Below are 21,624 nucleotides of genomic sequence, written 5' to 3'. Positions count from 1 at the left end.
CATCAGAAGATCCCCTCCGGAGTGCGCGGCGCCCGGTCGAGCACCTCGTCGGACACGGTGAAGTTCAGCTGGTCGAGTTCCCCGGCGGCCAGTTCCGGCGTCCGCTGGGCCGCATCCAGAAAGCGGTCCTGCTCGGTTTTCTCGAGCACCCCTTCGGCGAGGGTGCGGAATTTCTCGATGTACTCCGCTCGACCGAAGGGACGTGCGCCGAGCGGATGCGCGTCGGCGACGGCCAGTTCGTCGACGATCGTCTCGCCGCTGGTCAGCGTCACCACAGCTCGCGCGCCGAACGCCTTCTCGCCGGGATCCGTGGCGTGGTAGCGCCTGGTCCACTCCGGGTCCTCGGTGGTGCTGATCTTGCGCCACAGCGCGACGGTGTCCGGCCGCCGCGCCCGCTCCGGCGCGTACGACCGTTCGTGATGCCAGCTTCCGTCTTGCAGCGCCACCGCAAAGATATAAGGAACGGAATGATCCAGTGTTTCGCGGCTGGCGTGCGGATCGAACTTCTGCGGATCGCCGGATCCGGTGCCGATCACCACGTGCGTGTGGTGGCTGGTATGCAGCACGATCGAGGCGATGCGATCCAGATCGCCGATTCGCGGACGCATCCGGCGCGCCAAGTCGATCGGCGCTTGGCTCTGGTACTCGGCCGAATGCTGCTTGGTGTAGCTGTCCAGGATCGCGCGTTTGACCTCGCCCGGACCGGGCAGCGGCACATGGTATTCGGCGTCCGGGCCGCCGAGCAGGCGGGCGAGCACGCCGTCGGCACCCTCCCAGATCGGCGCGGGCGCGGATTCACCGCGCAGCGCGCGATCCACCGCCTCGACCGCCATCTTGCCCGCGAAGGCGGGAGCGTAGGCCTTCCAGCTGGAGATCTCCCCCTTGCGGGATTGCCGCGTCGCGGTCGTGGTGTGCAACGCCTGACCGAGGGCCTGATAGATCGTTTCGGTGTCGAGCCGCAGCAGCGTGCCGATGCCCGCCGCGGCGGACGGGCCGAGGTGGGCGACATGATCGATCTTGTGCTCGTGCAGGCAGATGCCGCGCGCCAGGTCGATCTGGATCTCGTAGCCGGTGGCCAGCCCGCGGACCAGATCGGCGCCGCTGCGGCCGAGATGCTGGGCGACGGCGAGGATCGGCGGAATGTTGTCGCCCGGATGCGAGTATTCCGCGGCGAGAAACGTGTCGTGGAAATCCAATTCACGTACCGCGACGCCATTGGCCCAGGCCGCCCACTCCGGCGGAACCCGCTGCCGCGCAGGCAGTCCGAACACCGTCGCGCCTGACCGGCCCGCGCGCGGGCGGTAGGGCTGCGCGGTGGCCTGGGCACGCGCGGCGGTCACCGGGCGGCGGGTAAGCGCGGCGGCGGCCACGGCGGCGTTGTCGATGATCCGGTTCACGATCATCGCGCTGACCTCGGCGGTCACCTCGACCGGATCCGCGGCGACCTCGGCGATCTTGGTGGCGAGATGTTCCGAGCGCGGAAACGCCTCGGCGGCGGCGCGTGCGCGTACGATGTGTCTCTTCATGCGTCCTCCACGAGCGTGTGCAATCCCTCTTCGCACGCTACGCAGGCCGGACATATTGCTGAATACCTCGCAAAAGCATATTTTCGCGGGACACAATCCCCGATTTTGCGATGATTGCGAATAGGCGCCGTTACCATCGTGCACGTGCGCAAGATGTATGCGGGCGCCCGGCTTCGGCGGTTGCGCGAAGAGCGGAGGATGACCCAGGCGGCCCTGGCGAAATCGCTGGACCTGTCGCCCAGCTACCTCAATCAACTCGAACGCGACCAGCGGCCCCTCACCATTCCCGTACTGCTGAAACTCAATTCCACCTTCGACCTCGACGTCCAGTTCTTCGCCGCCGATTCGGACGCGCGCCTCGTGTCCGACCTGCACGAAGTGCTGGTGGACGCCGCGGGCGGGCACACCGCCCCGCTCACCGAGGTGGAGGAGCTGGCGACGCGCCAGCCGGAGATAGCCAGGATCGTGGTGGCGATGCACCGCCGACTACGGGCGGCTACCGACCAGCTCGATCTGCTCTCAGCGCGGGTGTCCGCGCCCGCGGGCGCGCCCGGGGTGCCGATGCCCTACGAGGACGTGCGCGACTTCTTCTACGACCACCACAACCACATCCCGCAGCTGGACATCGCCGCCGAGCAGCTGTTCGAGAACTCCGGCTTGTCCATCGGCTCGCTCGATCGCCAGCTCGCGCGGATCGCCGAGGAACGCGCCGGGATGACGGTTCTGGTGCGCGGCGACGGCGCGGACCCGGCCATCCCCAAGCGGCACTACGACCCGGAGAGCCGCACGCTGACGCTGGCCCGGCGATTGCGTCCCGGCCAGCGCGCTTTCCAGATCGCCACCACCCTCGCCTTCCTGCTGTACGGCGCCGAGCTGGACGCGGTGCTGGCCGAGACCCCGTCGTTGACCGGCGAATCCCGCACGCTGGCCCGGATCGGGCTGGCCAATTACTTCGCGGGAGCGCTGGTGCTGCCGTATGGGCGGTTCCTGCGGTCGGCGGAGGAACTGCAGTACGACATCGACCTGCTCAGCTTGCGTTTCGAGGTCGGCTTCGAAACCATCTGCCATCGGCTCAGTACCCTGCAGCGGCAGGGACAGCGCGGCGTCCCGTTCTTCTTGGTCCGCACCGACCGCGCGGGCAATATCTCCAAACGCCAGTCCGCCACCGCGTTCCACTTCTCCCGGGTCGGCGGCAGCTGCCCGCTGTGGGTGGTGCACGAGGCGTTCGCCCATCCCGGCCGCATTCTCACCCAGGTCGCCGAGATGCCGGACGGACGCCGCTACCTGTGGATCGCTCGCACGGCCGCGGTCGCGCCGCACGGGTTCGGCACGGCGGCGAAGAGCTTCGCCATCGGGCTCGGCTGCGACATCGAATACGCCGAGCGCCTGGTGTATTCGGCGGGCTTGCAGCTGGACGACCCGGCGTCCGCGGTGCCGATCGGCGCGGGCTGCAAGGTCTGCGAGCGTCCCGCCTGCCCGCAGCGCGCGTTCCCGCACATCGGCAGCCCGCTGGCGATCACCGAGCACACCAGCACCGATCTGCCCTACCCGCGCGTCGGCCGCTGACCGGCTTCGATCCTGGTGAGTTTGTCCGGATTGGACACGGCGTAGATCTCGCGAATCCGGTCGGTAGCCGGATCGATATCGAGGACGACGACCGCGAACGGCGCGCCCGCGGAGAAGAACAGCGCGGCCGGGTCGCCGTTCACGAACCGGTATCCGACACCGAAATCGGGCACGTCGCTGAGTAGATTCGGCCCGGTGAGCAGGCGGGCGACCTTGTCGCGGCCGTGGATCGGACGCAGCGCGGCCCGCCGCTTGCCGCCGCCGTCGGACCAGAACGCGACGTCCGGCGCGAGCAGTTCCAGCAGACCGGCCAGGTCGCCGTCCGCCTGCGCGGCGACGAGCTTCTCGGTCACCTGACGCTGCGTGTGCGGATCGGCTCGGTAGCGTGGCCGCCGCGCGTGCACGTGCTCCCTGGCCCGGTGAGCGAGTTGCCGGACCGAGGCCGGGGTGCGGCCGAGGACCTCGGCGATGTCGGCGTGCGGATAGCCGAACACCTCGTGCAGCACGAAGACCGCGCGCTCCAGCGGAGTGAGCGTCTCCAGCACCACGAGCACCGCCATGGACACCGATTCGGCACGCAGCGCGCCCTCCGCCGCGTCCTCGGTGAGCTGCGGCGCGTCGGAGACCAGCGGCTCGGGCAGCCACGGGCCGACATAGGTCTCGCGCCTGCGACTGATCGCCGCGCGCCGCGCGAGCGCCTGGTTCACCGCGATGCGCACAAGATACGCCCGGGGATGCCGGATCTCCTCGCTGCCCTCACCCACCCGGGCAGCCCAGGAAAGCCAGGTCTCCTGCAGCACGTCCTCGGTGTCGGCGACGCTGGCCAGCATGGCGTAGACCACCGAGAACAGCAGTTCCCGGTGGTCGGCGAACACCCGCGTGGCGGCTTCGTCGGCGGTCTCGGTCATCGGACCTCCTCTATATACGGACGACCGCGCCTGCATCGGTCTCACGCATAGGAGCGTGACAGCGCCGCGATATGTGACGTCCGGACCCGGATTGTGATCCGTCTCTCGGCTCCGCGTCGCGATGTCACATCCGCCGCGCGCCGCGGCTCTCGGTTCGCAAGGACGACAACGTCCGCATCGAGAGAGGACATCGGAGTGCTCGCACCAACCGAAACACCATCGTTCTTGGCGACCCGCCGCGGCAAACTCACGTTAGCCCTGCTCTGCACGGTCGCCTTCCTCGACTTCGTCGACGCCTCCATCGTGAACGTCGCGCTGCCCACCATCCAACGCGAACTCGGCATGTCGGTGCCGACGCTGCAGTGGGTCACCAGCGGGTATCTGCTCACCTACGGCGGGTTGCTGCTGCTCGGCGGCAGACTGGCCGATCTGCTCGGACGCCGCCGGGTCCTGATCGCCGGGACCGTCGTCATCGGCGTGTCCTCCGCGCTCGGCGGGCTCGCCGAGAACAGCGGGCTGCTGATCGGATCTCGCTTCGCACAGGGCATCGGCGCCGCGCTGATGCTGCCCGCCGCCCTGTCGATTCTCACCACCAGTTTCCGGGAGGGCTCCGATCGGCACACCGCGGTCGGAATCTGGGGTGGCGCAGCGGGTTTGGCATCGGCCGCTGGCGTGTTCCTCGGCGGGGTGATCACCGAAGGGCCCGGCTGGCGTTGGGTCTTCTACGTCAACACGCCGGTCTGCCTGCTGGTGCTGGTGGCCATCCCGCTGCTGATTCCGAACGACCAGCGCAATGACATCCGGCGCGGCTTCGACGTGCTCGGCACGGTATTGGCGACCGCGGGCCTGATGACGCTGGTGTTCGGCTTGGTGAAGGCCCCCGAATACGGATGGGGCGACGCGCGCACGATCGGCGTGCTCGGCGCCTCCGCGGTTCTGCTCGTCGCGTTCGTCGTCAACGAGCGCGCCACCGCCGACCCGCTGGTCCCGTTGTCGATCTTCGGCATCCGCGGATTGGCCGCGGCGAACCTGTCCCACCTGGTGATCGCCGCGGGCATGCTGTCGATGTTCTTCTTCGTCACGCTGTACATGCAGACAGTGCTCGGCTACGGCGAGTTCGAGGCGGGCGTCGCCTACCTTCCGGTGAGTCTGACCATCGGCGTGGCCGCGGGTCTGGCGACGAAGTTCTTCGCCAAGACCGGAACCCGGGTCTTCACGGTGCTCGGGTCGCTGCTGTGCGGGCTGGGCGTTCTGCTGTTGTCGCGTATCTCGACCGACGGGTCCTATCTCACCGATCTGCTACCGGGCATGCTGGTGATGTCGCTGGGCGCCGGTGGTGTCTTCGTCGCGAACACCACCGCGGCGAACGCGGGTGTGCCGCCGGAACAAGCCGGTCTGGCCGCAGCGCTACTCAATACCGGGCAGCAACTTGGCGGGGCGCTGGGTCTCGCGGTGCTCACCGCCGTCGCGACCTCACACACCAATGCGCAGCTCGCGGCCGGCCACGCACCGATCGAGGCGATGAATGCCGGGTTCGGGCGGGCGCTGTTCGTCGGCGGCGTCATCGGAGTGGTCGCCGCGATCCTTGGATTGTGGACCGTCAACGCGCGGGGGGATGCCGAGTCCACGGCGTCGGCGACCGAGCCCGCGGCGGTCTGAGGTCGGCAGGTGGCTGGGAATCGATCGACTCCCGGCCACACCACCGATGTCGTCCACCACACCGGTACTAGAACGACGCACCCACTTCGACTACTCGGAGTTCACCGGACCTACTGGCTGACTGCCGGATGGGATCGCTGACAATCACTTTCGCGCCGAATGGATCTGAAACTTTGCCGGAGGGCGCGAGCCGCACTGTGAGTAACGCGATCGATACAGTCAGCAACCGAGCGGCCCCGGCCCTTCATTTTCGAGGAGCTGGGGCCGCTGGCATTGTTGTCGGTTCACATGTCGCCGGACCATTCGGGCGGTCGGGGCGACACCGGACCGCTGTGGCGTGGCCCGCGTATCCGCATCCAGATCAGATGGCGGTACAGACCGAGCCCGGTACGCAGACGCCGCCAGAGCGGCGCTGGCTCCTCCACCTCTCCGTAACTGCGGTGTAGAACTCCCATGCGTTCATCCTCCCGGACATTCGGTGCGCGAAATGCTACGCGTCTGGCTGATGAACCTGGCATCGAACGGGCGACCCTGCATCGAACCAGTAGCGCGGGCGACAGCGCGCCAATCACCGACACGGCACTCCGCGCTGACGTGATAGTCGATGCGTCGGCCGCGCGTCGGGACACCTGATTCGTAGATCAACGCTTGGCGGACCCATGTCCCGCTGTTGTAGTAGTCGAGGCTGAATTCGACGGTGTGACGATCAGGTGCGTGATCGCAGACCGCGGCAGCATCGGCGATAACCAGCGGAGCAAGGACGGTCGGTTTGTCGTAGACGATGCGCAGGTCACAGGCCGGCGCTCGAACCGATGCCGGGACCGCGCCGACCGAACCGGTACCGGCCAGCAAGGCAGCGATAATGGCGGCAAGAGCGGCCCCGAGCCGAGACATGATGTACCGCATAGTGTTTCCTTCTCTTTCCCCGAGCGGTTCGGTGCCGCTCAGTACTCCCGTGAGGTGTCCGGCTTCATGCGCCCGGCGGCGATCAATGTTTGCCGGGCCGCTGTCTTACGCGGGCAGTCCTGCACGCGGCATCCGCGATGGCGCTGCATGGTGGCGTGCGCTTCGGGCACGCTCAGTGGGTGATCAGGCGCTTCGTGCGGCCAACCTTGTGGCCATAGCCTGGTGTCGGCGGGTTGGGCATCCTTGGCCTGGATGCGCTGGCGCTCGGCTCGCCACTCGGCCTGTACACGGTCGATGATCGCCTGCGGCGATGTCTCGTCCGGCTCAGCTTCCTTCCACCAGTTGAACGCCATCACTTCACCCCTGTCGTGTTCCCTGCTTGTTGGAGGCACACCACCCGGCGGAGTGGGTGTCACCGCCAACGGCTCACCGCCGGCCGTGCGTCCGGATCGAGAGGCACCGCGAGACGCGCCCGCCGGGAGGGTGCTGTCACCCAGGTTCGCCGCTCGGGGACAGCGGAAAGGCCAGTAGAGGGACAGTGCCGATCGATCTACGCTGGCCTTCATGGGACATGTAGGTCAGCGAATAGCAGCAGAGCGCAAGATTGCCGGTCTTGGGCAACGTCAGCTGGCTCTACGTGCCAGCTACTCGCTGTCGATGGTGAAAGCGGTTGAGCAGGGCCGGGAAGTGGCGAGCCCCGGGTTCATCTCCGCCGTCGCCAAGGCGCTACGGATCACACCTGAACAGTTGACCGGCGCGCCCTTCGACGACGGCAAGCCGATGTCAGATGCGATCAACGAGCTGTCCGTGCTGCTCACCGAGGGCCGTTACGCCCGCGCCACCGAACCGGGGTCCATCGAGGCACTGACCGCCGACCTGGAGGCGGCGCAGCAGCTCTACCGCAGCGACCGCACCCGCCAAACCATCGAGGCACTGCCTGCGTTGATCCGCCGAATACACGGTGCGATCCGCGAAACATCCAGTGACACGCAGGCATACGCCTACACCCTGTTGACTTCGGCGTATGTGTTGGCGGAATGGTCGGCGCGGCGCACCGGGCACATGATGCTGGCGCTTCCCGCGCTGGATCTCGCGGACACGTACGCGCCCCTCGCTGATGATCCCCATTACGGCGCGTTCTCGGCGCTGGCACGCGCCCGCGTGCTCACCCACTACGGTGAATCAGAGGTTGCCGGGCAGCTCATCGACTCGGCCATCGGTGCCGCCGACTCTTCCCGCTCCGGGATGGTGCTCGCCGGATACTCGCACCTCGCTGGAGCGATCAATGAGGCGCGAAAACTCGATTACACCAATGCGGTTGCGCACGTCGATGCCGCTAGAGAGATTGCCGATCAGACCGGCGAGACAGATCTGTACATGACCGCGTTCGGACCGTTGAACGTCGAAATCCACGCTCATGCAGTCGAACTCGAGGCAGGCGACCCGAACAAGTCCGCTGTCGAGGGATCGATGCTCACCTACTCGACCGATGCGGCGCCGACGCGGGTCGCTCACCACTGGCATGACAACGCACGGGCGTGGCTGATGTCCGGCAAGCCGGAGCGGGCGCGCGCGGCGCTCAACAAGGCTCGGGCAGCCGCGCCGCAGCAGACTCGCTTGCACCCCTCCGTCCGCGAAACGCTGTATGGGATTGCAGCGGCCGAACGCCGACGCACCGACAGCTTGGCCGGGTTCGCGTCATGGGTCGGCGTCACGCTCTGATCTGCGAAAGGAGTCTCGAACTCGTGCCCTGAGTGGTCTACGGCGTCATCGGCATGACTTGTGCTTCACGACTTGGCCAGATACTCCAGTCGCTCAGAATCCACGGCCGCATGCATCATGCTCGCCAGACCGGGGTGCCTGGTCAAGCCGGGATCGGAGGCCACAACCGAACGGGCGAATTCCTGGGCGGCGGTGATGACCTCGAGGTCGTCCAGCAGCGAGAGCAGGCGTAGGGAGCGGGCCGTGCCGGACTGGGCGGCGCCGAGTACGTCGCCTTCGCGGCGGGTGCGTAGGTCGAGCACCGCGAGTTCGAAGCCGTCGGTGGTGGCGGCCACGGCGTCCAGCCGCGCCATCGCCGAGCCGCCCGGGGCGGCGTCGGTGATCAGCAGGCACAGGCCCGGATGCGCGCCGCGCCCGATCCGGCCGCGCAGCTGGTGCAGCTGACTGACGCCGAAGCGGTCGGCGTCGACGATCACCATCACGGTCGCGTTCGGCACGTCGACACCGACCTCGACCACCGTGGTGCACACCAGCACGTCCACCGATCCGTCGTTGAACGCCCGCATCACCTGGTCTTTTTCGTCCGCGGGCAACCTGCCGTGCAGCAAGCCGACGCGAACGCCCGACAGCGGACCACCGCGCAGCATCTCGAACACGTCCAGCACCGCCTGCGTGGTCGGGCCGTCCTTCTCGCCGTCGCCGGACTTCGAGCGCCCGTTGCGGGATTTGCCCGTCCCTTCCTCGTCGTCGCCGATGCGCGAGCACACCACGTAGGCCTGGCGCCCGGCGCTGACCTCCTCGACGATCCGCTCCCACGCGCGGTCCACCCAATTCGGATGCTGCCTGCGCGGCACCACCTTGGAGACGATCGGCGAGCGGCCTTTCGGTAGTTCGGTGAGCGTGGAAGTCTCCAGATCGCCGAGCGTGGTCATCGCGATGGTGCGCGGGATCGGCGTCGCGGTCATCACCAGCAGATGAGGGCTCGAACCAGCTTTCGCCTTGGCGCGCAAGGCGTCGCGCTGCTCGACGCCGAAGCGATGCTGCTCATCGACCACCACCATGCCCAGGTCGAAGAACTCGACGTTGTCCTGGATCAGCGCGTGCGTGCCGATCACGATGCCCGCCTCGCCGGACACCGCCTCCAGCAGCGCGGCCTTCTTCGCCGAGGCCGACATCGACCCGGTCACCAGCACCAGGCGGGTCGCCTGCTCGGCCGAGCCGAGCTCGCCCGCGGCGCCCAGCTCGCCGAGCATGCCGCGTAACGACCGATAGTGTTGCGCGGCAAGCACTTCCGTCGGCGCGAGCAGCGCGCACTGCAGTCCGGCGTCGACCACCTGCAGCATGGCGTGCAAGGCGACGATCGTCTTGCCAGAACCGACCTCGCCTTGCAGCAGCCGGTGCATCGGCTGCTCCCGGGCGAGATCGGCGGAGATCTCGCCGACCACCTGCTGCTGCCCCGCGGTGAGGTCGAACGGCAGCTGACGGTCGAAGGCCGCGGCGATGCCGCCGGCACGGGGCGGGCAGGCCCGCGCGCGCCGGCCGGACACCTCGTGCCGCCGCTCGGCCAGGACCAGTTGCAAGGCCAGCGCTTCGTCGAAACGCAGCCGGTCCTTGGCCCGATCGATGTCGGACTTGCGGTCGGGCAGATGGATCAGGCGCAGCGCGTCGGACAGGTTCAGCAGTGCGCGTTCGGCCCGCATTTCATCCGGCAGCGGGTCCTCCATCGGGTCCAGCTGGTCGAGCACCTGGCGGATGCACGCGAGCACGTCCCAGCTCTGCACCTTCGCCGTCGCCGGGTAAACCGGGATGAATTCCCGCTCCATGAACGAGGTGTCCACTCCCCCTGCGCCTTTCGCGCTCTGTGCGAGGCCGCGCAGATCCCCGCCGCCGCGCACCTTGGTCAGCGCGCCGACCGAGTCGTCGCCGTCGGCCTCCGGCAGGATCAGGTAGCCGGGGTGGCTGAGGTTCCACTGACCGGGACGCCAATAGTTCACCGTGCCCGACATCATCGCCCGCAGGCCCTCGCGCACAACGTATTTCACCTTGTCGCCGTGGAAGAAGGTGACGTCGACGCCGCGGCCGGAGCCGGTGTCGAGGACCACCTTCAGCAGCGAACCGCGGCGGTTGCGCATCGGCCGCAGCTCGGCCTTGGTGATCCGCCCGATGACGGTGATGTGCGTACCGTCTTCGGGCGCCTCCTCCGTGAGCGGCTGGCCCTGGGTCGCGTACCGAAGTGGATAGTGCCGCAACAGGTCCTCGACGGTGTGCATGTCGAACGCGTCCGCCAGCGACGCGGCCGCCTTCGCGCCAAGGATGTGGTCGAGCCGATCGCTCAGTGTCGCCATGCCCTTACTCCACTCCGATCTGCACCAAATCGCCCTGCTGCCCACCGGAATACACGATCACCTCGACACCGGGGAAGCCCTGTGCGATATGCGCGGCGAGTTCGGCGCCGAGCTCGCCGGGCGCCTCCGCGCCCATCAGCAGGGTGACCAGCTCGCCGCCGAAGGCGAGCAACCGGTCGAGCAGCGTCCGCCCGGCGGCGCGCACGTCGCGGTCGATCACGACGACCTCATGGCCGGCCAGGCCGAGCCCATCCCCCGATTCACAGGTGCCGACCAGGGTGAGCGCGCGCTCCGTGGCGGCGCGCAGCGATCCCCACCGCGTCGTGGCGGCGGCCTCGGACATGGCGAAGGCATCGTCGACGGCGATCCGTCCGCGGTCGTGCACGGCCAGCGCGGCAAGGCCCTGCACCATGGACGCGCTCGGCAGCAGCAGCACGTCACGATGCGCGTCACGGGCCGCGACGCCGACGGCAACCAGCTCGTGCGCGGGCAGCGCGCCGTTGGGCAGCACCAGCACTTCGCGGTGGGGCATCCGCCGGATCGCGGCCAGCAGCGTCGCCGCGGTGACCGCCGGGTCGGCCGCCAGCACTACCGCGCCCGCGTCCTCGAACAGGTTCGCGGCACCGTCACCGGCGACCACGGCCAGAATCCCGCGGTCGGCGGGAGTCCGCGCGATTGCCGCGGTGCCGAGTGTCCCCGCCACCTGGGCCGAACCCCAGCCCGCCGCGGTAGACCCCACGGCCGTGCCGCCGGATGGTGCAGGTCCCACCGCTGCGGCCGCTTCATGGCCGCCACCTTCGGCGGGATCGCTGAAGCTCTCGACGCTGCCGGTTCCACCCCGGGGTACGACCGTCTCGCCGTGCTCCTCCCACTGATCGTGGTGCGACCCGAACGCGACGTTCTCGATGCGGATCCGGCTGAGCGTGCCCGCCGCGATCCCCGCCTCCACCGCCGCTCCCGCGTCGGCACAGTGCACATGGGCCGACCAGGACCGGTCGCCGTCACCCACGACCACGACCGAGTCGCCGAGTTCGGCGAGGCGGGCCCGCAGCGCCGCTACTTTCGCCTCGTCGGCATCGGCCAGCAGGTACATCACTTCGTATCGCGGCTCGGCGTCGGCGGGAGCGGATCGCATCGCGGCCGCGGGGGCCCGCGGATATTCCGGCCGCGTGGGCGCCTCGCCGCGGGTCACCGAGACCAGGCTGTCCAGCAGCACGACCAGCCCTCGGGCGCCCGCGTCGACGACACCGGCCGCGCGCAGCACACCGAGCTGGAAAGGCGTATCGCCGAGCGCTTTGGCGGCGCCATCGGCCGCCGCGAGCGCAACGTCGCCCAGCGTCTGATCCGGGCAGGTGGCCGCGGCCGCGGCCGCGCAGTCCAGAACGGTGAGGATGGTTCCCTCGATGGGCACGCTGAGCGCCTCGCGTACCAGCTCAGAGGCCCTGGCGAGCGCGTCGCGCAGGCGGTCCGCCGTCAGCGGACCACCACGCACCGCCTCGGCGACGCCGCGCAGTACCTGGGACAGGATGATTCCGGAATTGCCGCGCGCGCCGACCGTCGCACCGTGCGCCATCGCGGCCGCGACGGTATGGACCGCGCCATCGTCGCTGTTCGCCGCGGCCGCTTGCGCCGCATGGACCGCGGCGCGCATGGTGGCCAGCAGATTGGTTCCGGTGTCGGCGTCCGGGACCGGAAAGACATTGAGCGCGTTGATCTCCTCGCGCCGCAGTTCCAGGCCGGTGAGGCAGGTGCGACCCCAGCACAGCAATGCCGTGCCGTCCATCACATCCCGTGCTCCGGGCACGTCGCCTCTCCCTTCCGCCACCTGCGCACCACCACCGACCGCCAGGTTAGCGGGCGATGCCGACACGGACCCGGCAAGACCGCCCCACTACAATCAGGGTGTGCCCAGCACCCGTTCCGGCACGCGTCCTTCGGACCGGTTTGGTGGATCGGTGCCCGCACAGCTACCCTTGCAGGGTTGCCTCGCGCGGCCGTCACCGGTCTGCGCTGGTCGGCTTACGCTGACAGGGAACACTCGACATTGCACCGGGACAACGCCGCATCGCGAAAGCGGCGGTCCCCACATGACATGAAGGAGTTCGCGACTATGGCTGCCGTCTGCGACGTCTGCGCCAAGGGCCCCGGCTTCGGGAAGTCGGTCTCGCACTCGCACCGGCGCACCAACCGTCGTTGGAACCCGAACATCCAGACCGTTCGCGCACAGGTCGCGCCGGGCAACACCCGCCGCATGAACGTGTGCACCTCGTGCCTCAAGGCGGGCAAGGTCGTCCGCGGCTGATACCGGCCTCCGGCCGACCAGCACCACCGGCACGCCCCGGCACCCGTCTCGGGTGGTCCGGGGCGTCGTCATGACTGCGCCGGTTCGGCGAACATGGGCGGTATGACCGAGCATCCGTGGCGGATCTTTCCGCTGGCCGCCGAGCACACCCACAGCCTCGCCGAATGCCATATCGCCTGCTGGCGCGAGGCTTATCGCGACCTGGTACCCGCGCATGTGCTCGACGCGTTCGACATCGGCCGCCGGGCCGAGCAGTGGGAGCGCGACCGTGTGCGGCATCCCGGCCGCACGCATGTCGCGATCGTCGACGACACGGTGATCGGATTCGCCAGCGCGGGCCCGTCGCGCGACGCGCACGCCGTTGCCCCGTTGGAGTTGCACGCCCTCTATGTCCGCACCCCTTGGCACGGCAGCGGCGTAGCCGACGACCTGATCCGCGCCGCGCTCGATCCCGCGGCGGCATGTTCACTGTGGGTGTTCGAGCAGAATCCTCGCGCGCAGGCCTTCTACCGCAGGCACGGGTTCGTGCTCGACGGCACCCGCAAGGTCGAATCGTTCACGTCCGCGATCGAGGTGCGCATGGTGCGACGCACACCGATGACAAGTGGTGGATCCGCACCTACCGAAGCCCCGGGCGGCACCCGCTAGGCGTAGCCCCGCCTTCGTTAGGGTGCAGACCATGACCTCCACCGAGCAAGCCGATTACGTGGCGACCGTCGACGGCGTTCTGCAGATCACCATAGCCACCACGGCGAACGGCACGTCGATGGACTTCGCGGGCATCACCGCGGGCACGGCCGCATTGGGCTCGCTCGGCGCCGACGTCGGCGCGGTGCTGCTGCGCGGCACCGGCGCGAACTTCTGCGCGGGCGGCAACGTGCGCGGCTTCGCCGCTGCGGCGGACCGCTCCGCACACATCCACGGTCTGGCCACCGACCTGCACGAATTCGTCCGCGCGCTGGACGCGACGCCCGTCCCGGTGGTGGCCGCGGTGCAGGGCTGGGCCGCTGGCGCGGGAATGAGCCTGGTCTGCCTGGCCGACATCGCGCTCGGTGGGCCGGGCACCAAGCTGCGCCCCGCCTATCCCGGCATCGGACTGAGTCCCGACGGGGGCATGTCCTGGACATTGCCGCGTCTGGTCGGCGCCGGACGGGCCCGCGAGATCCTGCTCACCGACGCTGTCCTGGACGCCGACGAGGCGGTGCGCCTGGGCATCCTGAGCAGGCTGGTCCCCGATGCGGATATCGCCGACGAGGCGCAGCGCCTCGCGCGGACCCTCGCCAGCGGACCGCGTTCCACCCACGCTCGCATCAAGACGCTCCTGCGGGAATCGGGTTCCGCGACGCTGAGCGATCAGCTCGACCGCGAACGGGACGATATCGCCGCGGCGGCGAACTCGCCCGCCGGTCGCGAGGGCGTCGACGCGTTCGTCGCGAAGCGCAAGCCCGACTACACCGGGCTCGCCTGAGGCCGCGTCATTCCCGGGTCGAGAGCACGAATTTCGCCACCGCGTCGGTGAACGAGTCGTTGTCGTCACCGGCCGCGGTGTGCGCGGCGCCGCCGATCTCCACGAGCTGGGCGTGCGGCACCAGCCGCTGGAACGCCTCTGCTCCCTCGGGGCTCACTACGTCCGATCGCATACCGCGCACCAGCAGCACCGGAATGCTCAGGACACGCGCCGCGTCCTCCATCTGCTCGATCATCGCGGACGGGTCCTCGAGGCGGCCGTCGAGCATGTCCGGGTCCCAATGCCAGTACCAGCGGCCGTCGCGTTCGCGCAGGTTGCGCAGCAGACCGTCGGTGTTCTTCGGCCGTGGGCGGTGCGGCAGGTAGGCGGCGACCGCGTCGGCCGCCTGCTCGATGCTGTCGAACCCGCCTCGATGCTTGCCCAGGAAGTCGATCACCCGGGCGATGCCTTCCGGCTCCGGCCTGGTCACGATGTCGACCAGCACCAGCGCGCTGATCGCCTCTCCGCCGGGCTGCGCGGTGGCGAGCAGTCCGGTGATGCCACCCATGCTGGCGCCCACCACCACCGCGGGACCGCCCAGTTGTTCCAGCACGCGCAGCAAGTCCTGGACCATGGTGTAGCGCCGGTAGTCGCGGTCGGGCGCCCACTGGCTGTCGCCGTGGCCGCGCGCGTCCAGGGTGACCACCCGCATCCCCGACGCGCCCAGCCGCGCGCCGGTCTGCTTCCACGAATGGCGGTTCTGCCCGCCACCGTGCAGGAAGACGACGAGCGGGCCGTCGACCGGGCCGAACTGGTCGGCGGCCAGCTCGATTCCGCCCGAACCGCGCAGCCGCAGCCGAGACGGTTCGAGAAGATCGTTCGCATTACTCACGATCTGTAGGATCGCACAATGCCGGCCTTAGCCGAAGCGAACCTGCGAATCTGTTACTCAGCAGGCGAGGTTGCCCGCGAAGAACAGGCATGCGATCTTGGCGTGCACCGACGAGGAGATGGTGGAGGAGCCGCTCGAGGTGTACTCCTCGGCGACGGGAGCCGTGGTGGTCTCCGCGGCGGGCTCGAGCCGCAGCGGGGCCGCGCCGGCGACGGCTGCGCCGCTGGTGAGCGCGGCGCAGACGGCCAGGGTCGCGGTGGTGCCGCGCAGCGCGCCGCGGACGGTGGTGTTGTGCATGGAACAGCTCCTCACTCGTTTTACTCTCGGTCGATCACACACAGGCGCCCATTCAGGGCAGGCGCCAGTCAACCGGTTCGGCCCCTAGTTCGTCGAGTAGTTCGTTCACTCGCGAGAAGGGGCGCGAACCGAAGAACCCGCGCGACGCGGACAGCGGCGATGGATGCGCGGACTCGATATAGGGGACCTCGGACTCGAGCAGCAGCGGCTTCAACGTCGCCGCGTCCTTGCCCCAGAGGATCGCCACCAGCGGCTCGTCCCTGGCCACCAAGGCGCGAATGGCCTGGTCGGTGACCGCCTCCCAGCCCTTGCCCCGATGCGAGGCCGGCTTGCCGGGCGACACGGTGAGCACTCGGTTCAGCATCAGCACGCCCTGGTCCGACCACGGGCTCAGGTCGCCGCAGGACGGCGTGGGGTGGCCGAGATCCTTGCTGTACTCGGCGAAGATATTGGCCAGGCTGCGCGGAATCGGCGAAACGTCCGGCGCCACCGAGAAACTCAATCCCATCGGATGGCCTGGCGTCGGATACGGGTCTTGGCCGACGACCAGCACGTGCACGTCGTCGAACGGACGCTGGAAGGCGCGTAGGACGTTCTCACCGGACGGTAGATAGCCACGGCCCGCCGCGTTCTCGGCACGCAGGAAATCACCCATGGCGGCAATCCGATCCGCCACCGGCTCGAGTGCCTTCGCCCAGCCCGGATCCATGATTTCCGGCAGTGGTTTCGTGCTCATGACCGCACAACTTAGCGTGGTTGGTCTCCGGTTGCCCAGGCCGCCCCACGGAACGATTCCCACCCGCCGTCGCCCGTCTGTGCCACGCCGTCGACGGTGAGCCCGTGACCGGCCACAACGTGCCCGATCGCAACCCATCCCGCCGGTAGCGGACGGCCCGGCGCCCAGGTGCCCGCGAAGGCGTGGTCCTCGCCTCCAGTCAGGATCCATTGCGCCGCATCGGCGTCCAGCGCGACGGCGACGCGTTCCAGCGCCGGATCACGCAACGCCGCCGAGTTCAGAGCGATCGCGACGCCGGAGGCCGTGGCGACATGTCCCAGATCCGCGAGCAGCCCGTCGGACACGTCGGTCAGCGCGTGCGGCCCGGCTTCCGGCGAACCGGCCGTGGCGCCCGGCCCACGCCGCAACGCGTCCAGCACAGCGGCGTAGGGCGGCTGCGGAACACGATGAGCGGCAAGCGCTTCCGCGACTTCGGCGCCGGTCACGCCGGCGCTGAACGCGTCGAGTCCGGCGGCCGACCAGCCGAGGCGGCCCGCGACCGCGACGATATCTCCCACGCGCGCACCGGATCTCGTGATCGGCGCGCCGCCACGCAGGTCGCCGAAGGCGGTGACCGAGATGACCAGGTCGCGGCTGCGGACCAGGTCGCCGCCCGCGATGGACGCGCCCGCCCTGGCGGCCTCGGCCCACATCCCGTCCGCGAGTCCGTCGATCAGCTCGAGCGGGGTGTCGGCGGGGCAACCGAGCGCGACGACGAACGCGGTCGGCACCGCGCCCATCGCGACCACGTCGGCGGCGTTCTGCGCGATCGCCTTGCGACCGATGTCCTCGGGACCGGACCAGTCCAGCCGGAAATGCCGATCCTGCACCAGCATGTCGGTGGTGACTACGAATCGGCCGTCCGGTGCCGCGACCAGCGCCGCGTCGTCGCCGGGGCCGAGCAGCACGCCCGGCGCCTGCACCCGGCCCGCGTTGATGCGATCGATCAGCGCGAACTCCCCCAGTTCCCGCACTGTCTTCGGGTCTGTGCTCGCGCTGATGACCGATCCTTTCCGGCGCGCCGCTTGCTGGAACGAGGCCGACGGTACCCTTTCGCCAGGTACTCGAGTACCACCGGGCCGGTCCACCGGGCCGCCGCGCACCCGCGGTCGCCGGTCGACGCCCGATGCGCGCGAACAGGAAGGATCGGTGACATGGCGGCGGATTCGTCGAACCGCGATTCGACGGAGCATGAGGACGAAAGCGTCGACGCCGGGAAATCCGCGTCCGACGCCCGCGAGGACGGAGCCGGGGCTGAGGCCGGTGGCACCGAGCCGGACACGCCAACCGCTTCCACCGACGCCCAGCCGAGGGAATCGGATGCCACCGACGCCAGGCCGACCGAAACGGAAGCCGCCGACGCCAGGCCGACCGAATCGGAGGCCGCCGACGCCCAACGGGCGGAATCGGAAGCCGCCGCTGTGGACGGCGCGGCAACCGAGCCGGACGGCTCTGCCGCCGCATCAACTCAGTACTCCCCGGCCCTGATCGCCACCGCCGTGGCGCTGCCCGTCGTCCTCGTGGTCGCGGTCCTGGTGGCCGCGGTGCTGGCGCGCCGCGCACCCGTCGAGCGGGAACCGCTGGTCCTCGGTCCGGTCCCAGCACCAGCGGCGGACGGTCCCGCCTGCGCCGCCCTGCTGCCTGCCTTGCCCGCTGACCTCGGCGAATTCGGCAAATCGACCCTCGTGGAGCCCGCTCCACCCGCAACCCGCGCATGGCAGCGCACGGACGGCGGCGACCCCATCGTGCTGCGCTGCGGGTTGGACCGCCCGCTGGAATTCAACCGCGCCTCGCCCTTGCAGATCGTGAACGGCGTGCAGTGGTTCGAGGTCCGGGACCAGGCAGCGAAGGCGAGCACGTGGTTCGCCGTCGACCGGAGTACCTACATCGCCCTGACCGTCCCCGAGGGTTCGGGGCCGACCCCGCTGCAAGAAGTCTCCGACACCATCACCGCCACCCTCCCCGCCCAGCCGATCGATCCGGGGCCGCTGCCCAACTGAGCAGCCCGGGCCACGCTCACGGTGCGGCTGCTCGGCGAGTGGCCATCATCCGCGTCCACCCGCCGCGTGCCGCACGAGGTGTCAGCACCCAGTGGCCGGGAAGATCCGGTCGACGTGGACCGTGTCCGGGGGCCGTTCGCGTGCGTTCGTCGCAGATTCCAGCCGCGCCGCGACCATCTCCTCTTGTGTCCGACGCTCCAGGCGCAGTGTCGAGTCCGACGTGGTCGGATCCGTGCATTTGTCCCGCGATGGGAGAGCCGTTCCACGCGCCGACGATCGCGCATGAGCACGCTGCTTGCCTCAGCCGAGCCCGTGCAACTTCCGCCGACCCGAGGAACTCACGGTTCAGCGCAGGCCCGTACCCCGGGCGAGGGCCGTTTCGATGAGCGTGGAGACCAGCGTGGCGTAGTCGATGCCGGTGGCCTCCCACATGCGCGGGTACATGGAGATCGCGGTGAAGCCGGGCATGGTGTTGATCTCGTTGATCACCGGTCCCTGCTCGGTGACGAAGAAATCGACCCGCGCCAGGCCCTGGCAGTCCAGAGCGTGGAAAGCGCGCACCGCCAGTTCCCTGATCTGGTCGGAGACCTCGTCGTCCAGCTTGGCCGGGACGTCGAATTCGCAGACGTCGTCGAGGTATTTGGTGTCGAAGTCGTAGAACTCCGGCGCGGCGGCGGCAATGTCGTCCTCCGGCATCCGGATCTCCGCGACCACGCTCGCCGAGACCCGCCCGTCCGGGAATTCCAGGACACCGCACTCCACTTCGCGTCCGACGATGCCCGCTTCCACGATCACCTTCGGGTCGTGTTCACGCGCCGCGGCGATCGCCGCGTCCAGCTGGTTCCAATCGGTCACCCTGGTGATGCCGATCGATGATCCGCCGCGCGCGGGTTTGACGAACACGGGCAATCCCAAGCGCCGCCGATCCTCCTCGGTGACCGTCGCGGTGCCGGGCCGCAGCACCACTTGGGTGCCGATCGGCAGTCCCTCGGCCGCGAGCAGCTTCTTGGTGAACTCCTTGTCCATGCCCGCCGCGCTGGCCAGCACCCCCGGCCCCACGTAGGGGATTCCGGCGAGCTCCAGCATCCCCTGCAGGGTCCCGTCCTCGCCGAACGGTCCGTGCAGGATCGGGAACACCACATCGACCGAGCCGAGGGCGGCGGCCGTATCGTCGAGCGCGATCAGCGCCCCCGAGCGGCTCGGGTCGGCGGCCAGGGTCAGCGCCGTGCCGGTGGCGTCCACCGACGGCAGGGCGCGGTCGTGAATGCCGAGGGCGGCCACGTCCGAGCCGCCGAGCACCCAGCCGCCCGCCGTGGTGATGCCGATGGGCACGACCTCGTACCGCTCCGGATCCAGGTTGCGCAGCACGCTGCCGGCCGATACGCAGGAAACGGCGTGCTCGTTACTGCGTCCGCCGAACACCACCGCAACCCTGATCCGGTTCCTCATGCCCGGAACCGTACCCGTTTCGGCGAGCGCATCCACTGTTGACCGTCCGGCTCCGGCGCTACCCGCCCCCAGCCGGGTGGATCCGGATCACTCCGGTTTCATCCGCCGTCCGAGCAGGTTGTCGACGGCTTCGCGGACCGAGAGCCCCTCATGGCAGACCTGGTGCACCGAGGTCGTCAGCGGCATCTCGACCCCGTGCCGCTCGGCCAGCGCGCGAATCGATGTGCAGGACTTCACACCCTCGGCGACCTGGCCATGAGTGGCCGACTGGGCGGCATCCATCGACCCGCCAGCGCCGAGCACATGACCGAAGGAGCGGTTGCGCGACAGCGGCGAAGTGCAGGTCGCGACCAGGTCGCCGATCCCGGCCAAGCCGGCCAGCGTGGCGGGTTCCGCGCCGAGGGCCACCCCGAGCCGGATGATCTCGGCCAGGCCGCGGGTGATCAGGCTGGCGATCGAGTTGTCGCCGAGACCCATTCCGGCGGCGATGCCGCAGGCGAGCGCGATGACGTTCTTGCAGGCACCGCCGATCTCGCAGCCGATCACGTCGGTATTGGTGTACGGCCGGAAATAGCCGGTCGCGCTGGCGTGCTGCACCGCGACCGCGCGATCGGTGTCCGAGCAGGCGACCACGGTCGCGGCGGGCTGACCCACCGCGATCTCGCGCGCCAGATTCGGCCCGGACAGCACCGCGATGCGGCTCTGCTCCGCGCCGGTCACCTCCCCGATCACCTGGCTCATCCGCAGCAGCGACCCGGTCTCGATGCCCTTGGCCAGGCTCAGCAGCGTGGCGTCCGGATCGATCAAGCCCTTCCACTCCGCGAGGTTGACCCGCAGGGACTGGGACGGGACCGCGAGCACCACGAGCTGGGCCCGGTCCAGCGCCACGGCGGGGTCGTGGGTGGCCGCGATCGGCGGCAGCGGAATATCGGACAGGTAATCGGGATTGCGATGTTCGGAGGCCAGTGTCGCGGCCACCTCGGGCCGCCGGGCCCAGATCGTGACCTCGGTTCCCGCGTCCGCCAATACCTTCGCGAACGCGGTGCCCCACGATCCCGCGCCCAGCACCGCTGCCCTCGTCATCAGCCCAATATGCCATGGAAGGATTGCACGCATGCGCCCGCACTCCGTGCATGCCGTGATCGCGGTCAAGAGCCTCGATCGGGCCAAGAGCCGACTGGCCGATCGGCTGCGCCCTGACCAACGGGCGCGGCTGGTGCTGGCCATGCTCGCCGACACCGTGACCGCAACCGGAGCGGTCGCCGCTGTGGTATCGGTCACCGTGGTCACCCCCGACCCGGCCGTCGCCGATCTGGCCCGCACGCTGGGCGCCGACGTCCATCCGGAGCCGCTGGAGCGCGACTCCAACGGACTGAACACCGCCTTGGCCGCCACCGCCGCCGCCCTGCGCGCCGCACACGGCCCCATCGACCTGCTCGCCTTGCAGGCCGATCTGCCCGCGCTGCGCGCGGACGAGCTCGCCGACATGCTTGCCACCGCCCCGCCCGGATTGCGGTCGATCGTGGTCGACCACGCGGGCAGCGGAACCGCCGCGCTCGTGGTCCGCGACCCGGTCGCCACGCTCGACCCGCGCTTCGGCCCGGGGTCGGCCCGCAGTCATATCGCCGCGGGCGCGGTCGATCTCGCCGGGGACTGGCCGGGGCTGCGCCTGGACGTGGACACCGCCGACGATCTGGACCGCGCTGTGGCGCTCGGCACCGGCGACGCCACCCGCGCTGTCCTGCATGACATCGGCTGGCCGGGCGTTGTTCACGAACACGTTCCGCACGTGTGCTAGCCGGTCGCCGCGGTGGCGTGAGACTTACGTCA

General features: G+C 69.4%; 20 protein-coding genes. 8 read left to right on the top strand and 12 right to left on the bottom strand.

Going from position 1 to position 21,624, the window contains the following annotated elements:
- Positions 1-2 precede the first annotated feature (2 nt).
- A complete protein-coding gene (locus tag IU459_RS02745) occupies positions 3-1,526 on the bottom strand; it encodes an MmgE/PrpD family protein (protein ID WP_195127857.1) in 1,524 nt (507 codons plus the stop codon).
- Positions 1,527-1,670: 144 nt separating this feature from the next.
- Here IU459_RS02745 and IU459_RS02740 point away from each other — a divergent pair, with 144 nt between their 5' ends.
- Positions 1,671-3,092: a short-chain fatty acyl-CoA regulator family protein gene (locus IU459_RS02740; protein ID WP_195127856.1), complete on the top strand. Its 1,422-nt coding sequence runs from the start codon at positions 1,671-1,673 to the stop codon at positions 3,090-3,092.
- On the opposite strand, the gene sigJ is transcribed toward IU459_RS02740, so the two are convergent.
- A complete protein-coding gene (sigJ, locus tag IU459_RS02735; protein WP_195127855.1) occupies positions 3,071-4,000 on the bottom strand; it encodes an RNA polymerase sigma factor SigJ in 930 nt (309 codons plus the stop codon). The two genes, IU459_RS02740 and sigJ, sit on opposite strands and share 22 nt — an antisense overlap.
- Before the next feature lie 195 nt (positions 4,001-4,195).
- On the opposite strand from sigJ, the gene IU459_RS02730 reads away from it, so the two are divergent.
- Positions 4,196-5,659 carry a DHA2 family efflux MFS transporter permease subunit gene (locus IU459_RS02730; RefSeq protein ID WP_195127854.1) on the top strand — a complete coding sequence of 488 codons (1,464 nt, stop codon included), beginning with the start codon at positions 4,196-4,198 and terminating at the stop codon, positions 5,657-5,659.
- 459 nt (positions 5,660-6,118) lie between these two features.
- Here IU459_RS02730 and IU459_RS02725 read toward each other — a convergent pair whose 3' ends face one another.
- Both IU459_RS02725 and IU459_RS02720 read right to left on the bottom strand, forming a co-directional pair.
- Positions 6,119-6,565 (bottom strand): hypothetical protein, encoded by a 447-nt coding sequence (locus IU459_RS02725; RefSeq protein WP_195127853.1) that lies wholly within the window; start codon positions 6,563-6,565, stop codon positions 6,119-6,121.
- 38 nt (positions 6,566-6,603) lie between these two features.
- On the bottom strand, positions 6,604-6,918 hold the full coding sequence (locus tag IU459_RS02720) for a hypothetical protein (protein ID WP_195127852.1): 315 nt from the start codon (positions 6,916-6,918) through the stop codon (positions 6,604-6,606).
- Positions 6,919-7,129: 211 nt separating this feature from the next.
- On the opposite strand from IU459_RS02720, the gene IU459_RS02715 reads away from it, so the two are divergent.
- The gene (locus IU459_RS02715; protein ID WP_195127851.1) at positions 7,130-8,287 is read left to right on the top strand and encodes a helix-turn-helix domain-containing protein; all 1,158 of its coding nucleotides are present in this window, start codon (positions 7,130-7,132) and stop codon (positions 8,285-8,287) included.
- Positions 8,288-8,352: 65 nt separating this feature from the next.
- Here the strand turns inward: IU459_RS02715 and recG are convergent, their stop codons facing one another.
- Both recG and IU459_RS02705 read right to left on the bottom strand, forming a co-directional pair.
- Entirely contained in the window at positions 8,353-10,632 is a 2,280-nt protein-coding gene (gene recG, locus IU459_RS02710) for an ATP-dependent DNA helicase RecG (protein WP_195127850.1), read from the bottom strand.
- Positions 10,633-10,636: 4 nt separating this feature from the next.
- On the bottom strand, positions 10,637-12,415 hold the full coding sequence (locus tag IU459_RS02705; RefSeq protein ID WP_195128153.1) for a DAK2 domain-containing protein: 1,779 nt from the start codon (positions 12,413-12,415) through the stop codon (positions 10,637-10,639).
- Between the two features lie 327 nt (positions 12,416-12,742).
- Between IU459_RS02705 and rpmB the strand changes: the two genes are divergently transcribed.
- The 3 genes from rpmB to IU459_RS02690 all read left to right on the top strand — a co-directional run bounded on the left by rpmB (position 12,743) and on the right by IU459_RS02690 (position 14,402).
- A complete protein-coding gene (gene rpmB / locus IU459_RS02700; protein WP_011210730.1) occupies positions 12,743-12,934 on the top strand; it encodes a 50S ribosomal protein L28 in 192 nt (63 codons plus the stop codon).
- A gap of 102 nt (positions 12,935-13,036) precedes the next feature.
- Positions 13,037-13,582, top strand: a complete 546-nt coding sequence (locus IU459_RS02695; protein ID WP_195127849.1) for a GNAT family N-acetyltransferase — start codon at positions 13,037-13,039, stop codon at positions 13,580-13,582.
- 31 nt (positions 13,583-13,613) lie between these two features.
- A complete protein-coding gene (locus tag IU459_RS02690; RefSeq protein WP_195127848.1) occupies positions 13,614-14,402 on the top strand; it encodes an enoyl-CoA hydratase/isomerase family protein in 789 nt (262 codons plus the stop codon).
- A 7-nt stretch (positions 14,403-14,409) separates the two neighbouring features.
- Here the strand turns inward: IU459_RS02690 and IU459_RS02685 are convergent, their stop codons facing one another.
- The 4 genes from IU459_RS02685 to IU459_RS02670 are packed head-to-tail and all read right to left on the bottom strand — an operon-like array spanning position 14,410 to position 17,346.
- Positions 14,410-15,273, bottom strand: a complete 864-nt coding sequence (locus IU459_RS02685; RefSeq protein ID WP_195127847.1) for an alpha/beta fold hydrolase — start codon at positions 15,271-15,273, stop codon at positions 14,410-14,412.
- Positions 15,274-15,330: 57 nt separating this feature from the next.
- On the bottom strand, positions 15,331-15,570 hold the full coding sequence (locus IU459_RS02680) for a hypothetical protein (protein ID WP_195127846.1): 240 nt from the start codon (positions 15,568-15,570) through the stop codon (positions 15,331-15,333).
- Between the two features lie 52 nt (positions 15,571-15,622).
- Positions 15,623-16,306 (bottom strand): uracil-DNA glycosylase, encoded by a 684-nt coding sequence (locus tag IU459_RS02675; protein ID WP_195127845.1) that lies wholly within the window; start codon positions 16,304-16,306, stop codon positions 15,623-15,625.
- Between the two features lie 11 nt (positions 16,307-16,317).
- On the bottom strand, positions 16,318-17,346 hold the full coding sequence (locus tag IU459_RS02670; protein ID WP_324198736.1) for a thiamine-phosphate kinase: 1,029 nt from the start codon (positions 17,344-17,346) through the stop codon (positions 16,318-16,320).
- Between the two features lie 153 nt (positions 17,347-17,499).
- Between IU459_RS02670 and IU459_RS02665 the strand changes: the two genes are divergently transcribed.
- Positions 17,500-18,345, top strand: a complete 846-nt coding sequence (locus IU459_RS02665; protein WP_195127843.1) for a DUF3515 domain-containing protein — start codon at positions 17,500-17,502, stop codon at positions 18,343-18,345.
- A 345-nt stretch (positions 18,346-18,690) separates the two neighbouring features.
- Here the strand turns inward: IU459_RS02665 and IU459_RS02660 are convergent, their stop codons facing one another.
- Entirely contained in the window at positions 18,691-19,794 is a 1,104-nt protein-coding gene (locus tag IU459_RS02660; protein WP_195127842.1) for a D-alanine--D-alanine ligase family protein, read from the bottom strand.
- A gap of 87 nt (positions 19,795-19,881) precedes the next feature.
- Positions 19,882-20,877: an NAD(P)H-dependent glycerol-3-phosphate dehydrogenase gene (locus IU459_RS02655; protein WP_195127841.1), complete on the bottom strand. Its 996-nt coding sequence runs from the start codon at positions 20,875-20,877 to the stop codon at positions 19,882-19,884.
- Positions 20,878-20,908: 31 nt separating this feature from the next.
- Between IU459_RS02655 and cofC the strand changes: the two genes are divergently transcribed.
- Positions 20,909-21,592, top strand: coding sequence for a 2-phospho-L-lactate guanylyltransferase (gene cofC / locus IU459_RS02650; protein ID WP_195127840.1), 684 nt, complete (start codon positions 20,909-20,911; stop codon positions 21,590-21,592).
- The last annotated feature ends 32 nt before the right edge of the window (positions 21,593-21,624 follow it).

It is taken from the genome of Nocardia amamiensis, from assembly GCF_015477605.1.
Classification (GTDB): Bacteria; Actinomycetota; Actinomycetes; order Mycobacteriales; family Mycobacteriaceae; genus Nocardia; species Nocardia amamiensis_A.
This window is presented reverse-complemented; position numbering and strand designations above follow the sequence as displayed.

Bases quoted from the DNA above. Each gene is read 5' to 3' on its own strand.
- IU459_RS02745 (WP_195127857.1), bottom strand. From the start codon at position 1,526: ATGAAGAGACACATCGTACGCGCACGCGCCGCCGCCGAGGCGTTTCCG.
- sigJ (WP_195127855.1), bottom strand. From the start codon at position 4,000: ATGACCGAGACCGCCGACGAAGCCGCCACGCGGGTGTTCGCCGACCAC.
- IU459_RS02725 (WP_195127853.1), bottom strand. From the start codon at position 6,565: ATGCGGTACATCATGTCTCGGCTCGGGGCCGCTCTTGCCGCCATTATC.
- IU459_RS02720 (WP_195127852.1), bottom strand. From the start codon at position 6,918: ATGGCGTTCAACTGGTGGAAGGAAGCTGAGCCGGACGAGACATCGCCG.
- IU459_RS02715 (WP_195127851.1), top strand. From the start codon at position 7,130: ATGGGACATGTAGGTCAGCGAATAGCAGCAGAGCGCAAGATTGCCGGT.
- recG (WP_195127850.1), bottom strand. From the start codon at position 10,632: ATGGCGACACTGAGCGATCGGCTCGACCACATCCTTGGCGCGAAGGCG.
- IU459_RS02705 (WP_195128153.1), bottom strand. From the start codon at position 12,415: ATGGACGGCACGGCATTGCTGTGCTGGGGTCGCACCTGCCTCACCGGC.
- rpmB (WP_011210730.1), top strand. From the start codon at position 12,743: ATGGCTGCCGTCTGCGACGTCTGCGCCAAGGGCCCCGGCTTCGGGAAG.
- IU459_RS02695 (WP_195127849.1), top strand. From the start codon at position 13,037: ATGACCGAGCATCCGTGGCGGATCTTTCCGCTGGCCGCCGAGCACACC.
- IU459_RS02690 (WP_195127848.1), top strand. From the start codon at position 13,614: ATGACCTCCACCGAGCAAGCCGATTACGTGGCGACCGTCGACGGCGTT.
- IU459_RS02680 (WP_195127846.1), bottom strand. From the start codon at position 15,570: ATGCACAACACCACCGTCCGCGGCGCGCTGCGCGGCACCACCGCGACC.
- IU459_RS02675 (WP_195127845.1), bottom strand. From the start codon at position 16,306: ATGAGCACGAAACCACTGCCGGAAATCATGGATCCGGGCTGGGCGAAG.
- IU459_RS02665 (WP_195127843.1), top strand. From the start codon at position 17,500: ATGGCGGCGGATTCGTCGAACCGCGATTCGACGGAGCATGAGGACGAA.
- IU459_RS02660 (WP_195127842.1), bottom strand. From the start codon at position 19,794: ATGAGGAACCGGATCAGGGTTGCGGTGGTGTTCGGCGGACGCAGTAAC.
- IU459_RS02655 (WP_195127841.1), bottom strand. From the start codon at position 20,877: ATGACGAGGGCAGCGGTGCTGGGCGCGGGATCGTGGGGCACCGCGTTC.
- cofC (WP_195127840.1), top strand. From the start codon at position 20,909: ATGCGCCCGCACTCCGTGCATGCCGTGATCGCGGTCAAGAGCCTCGAT.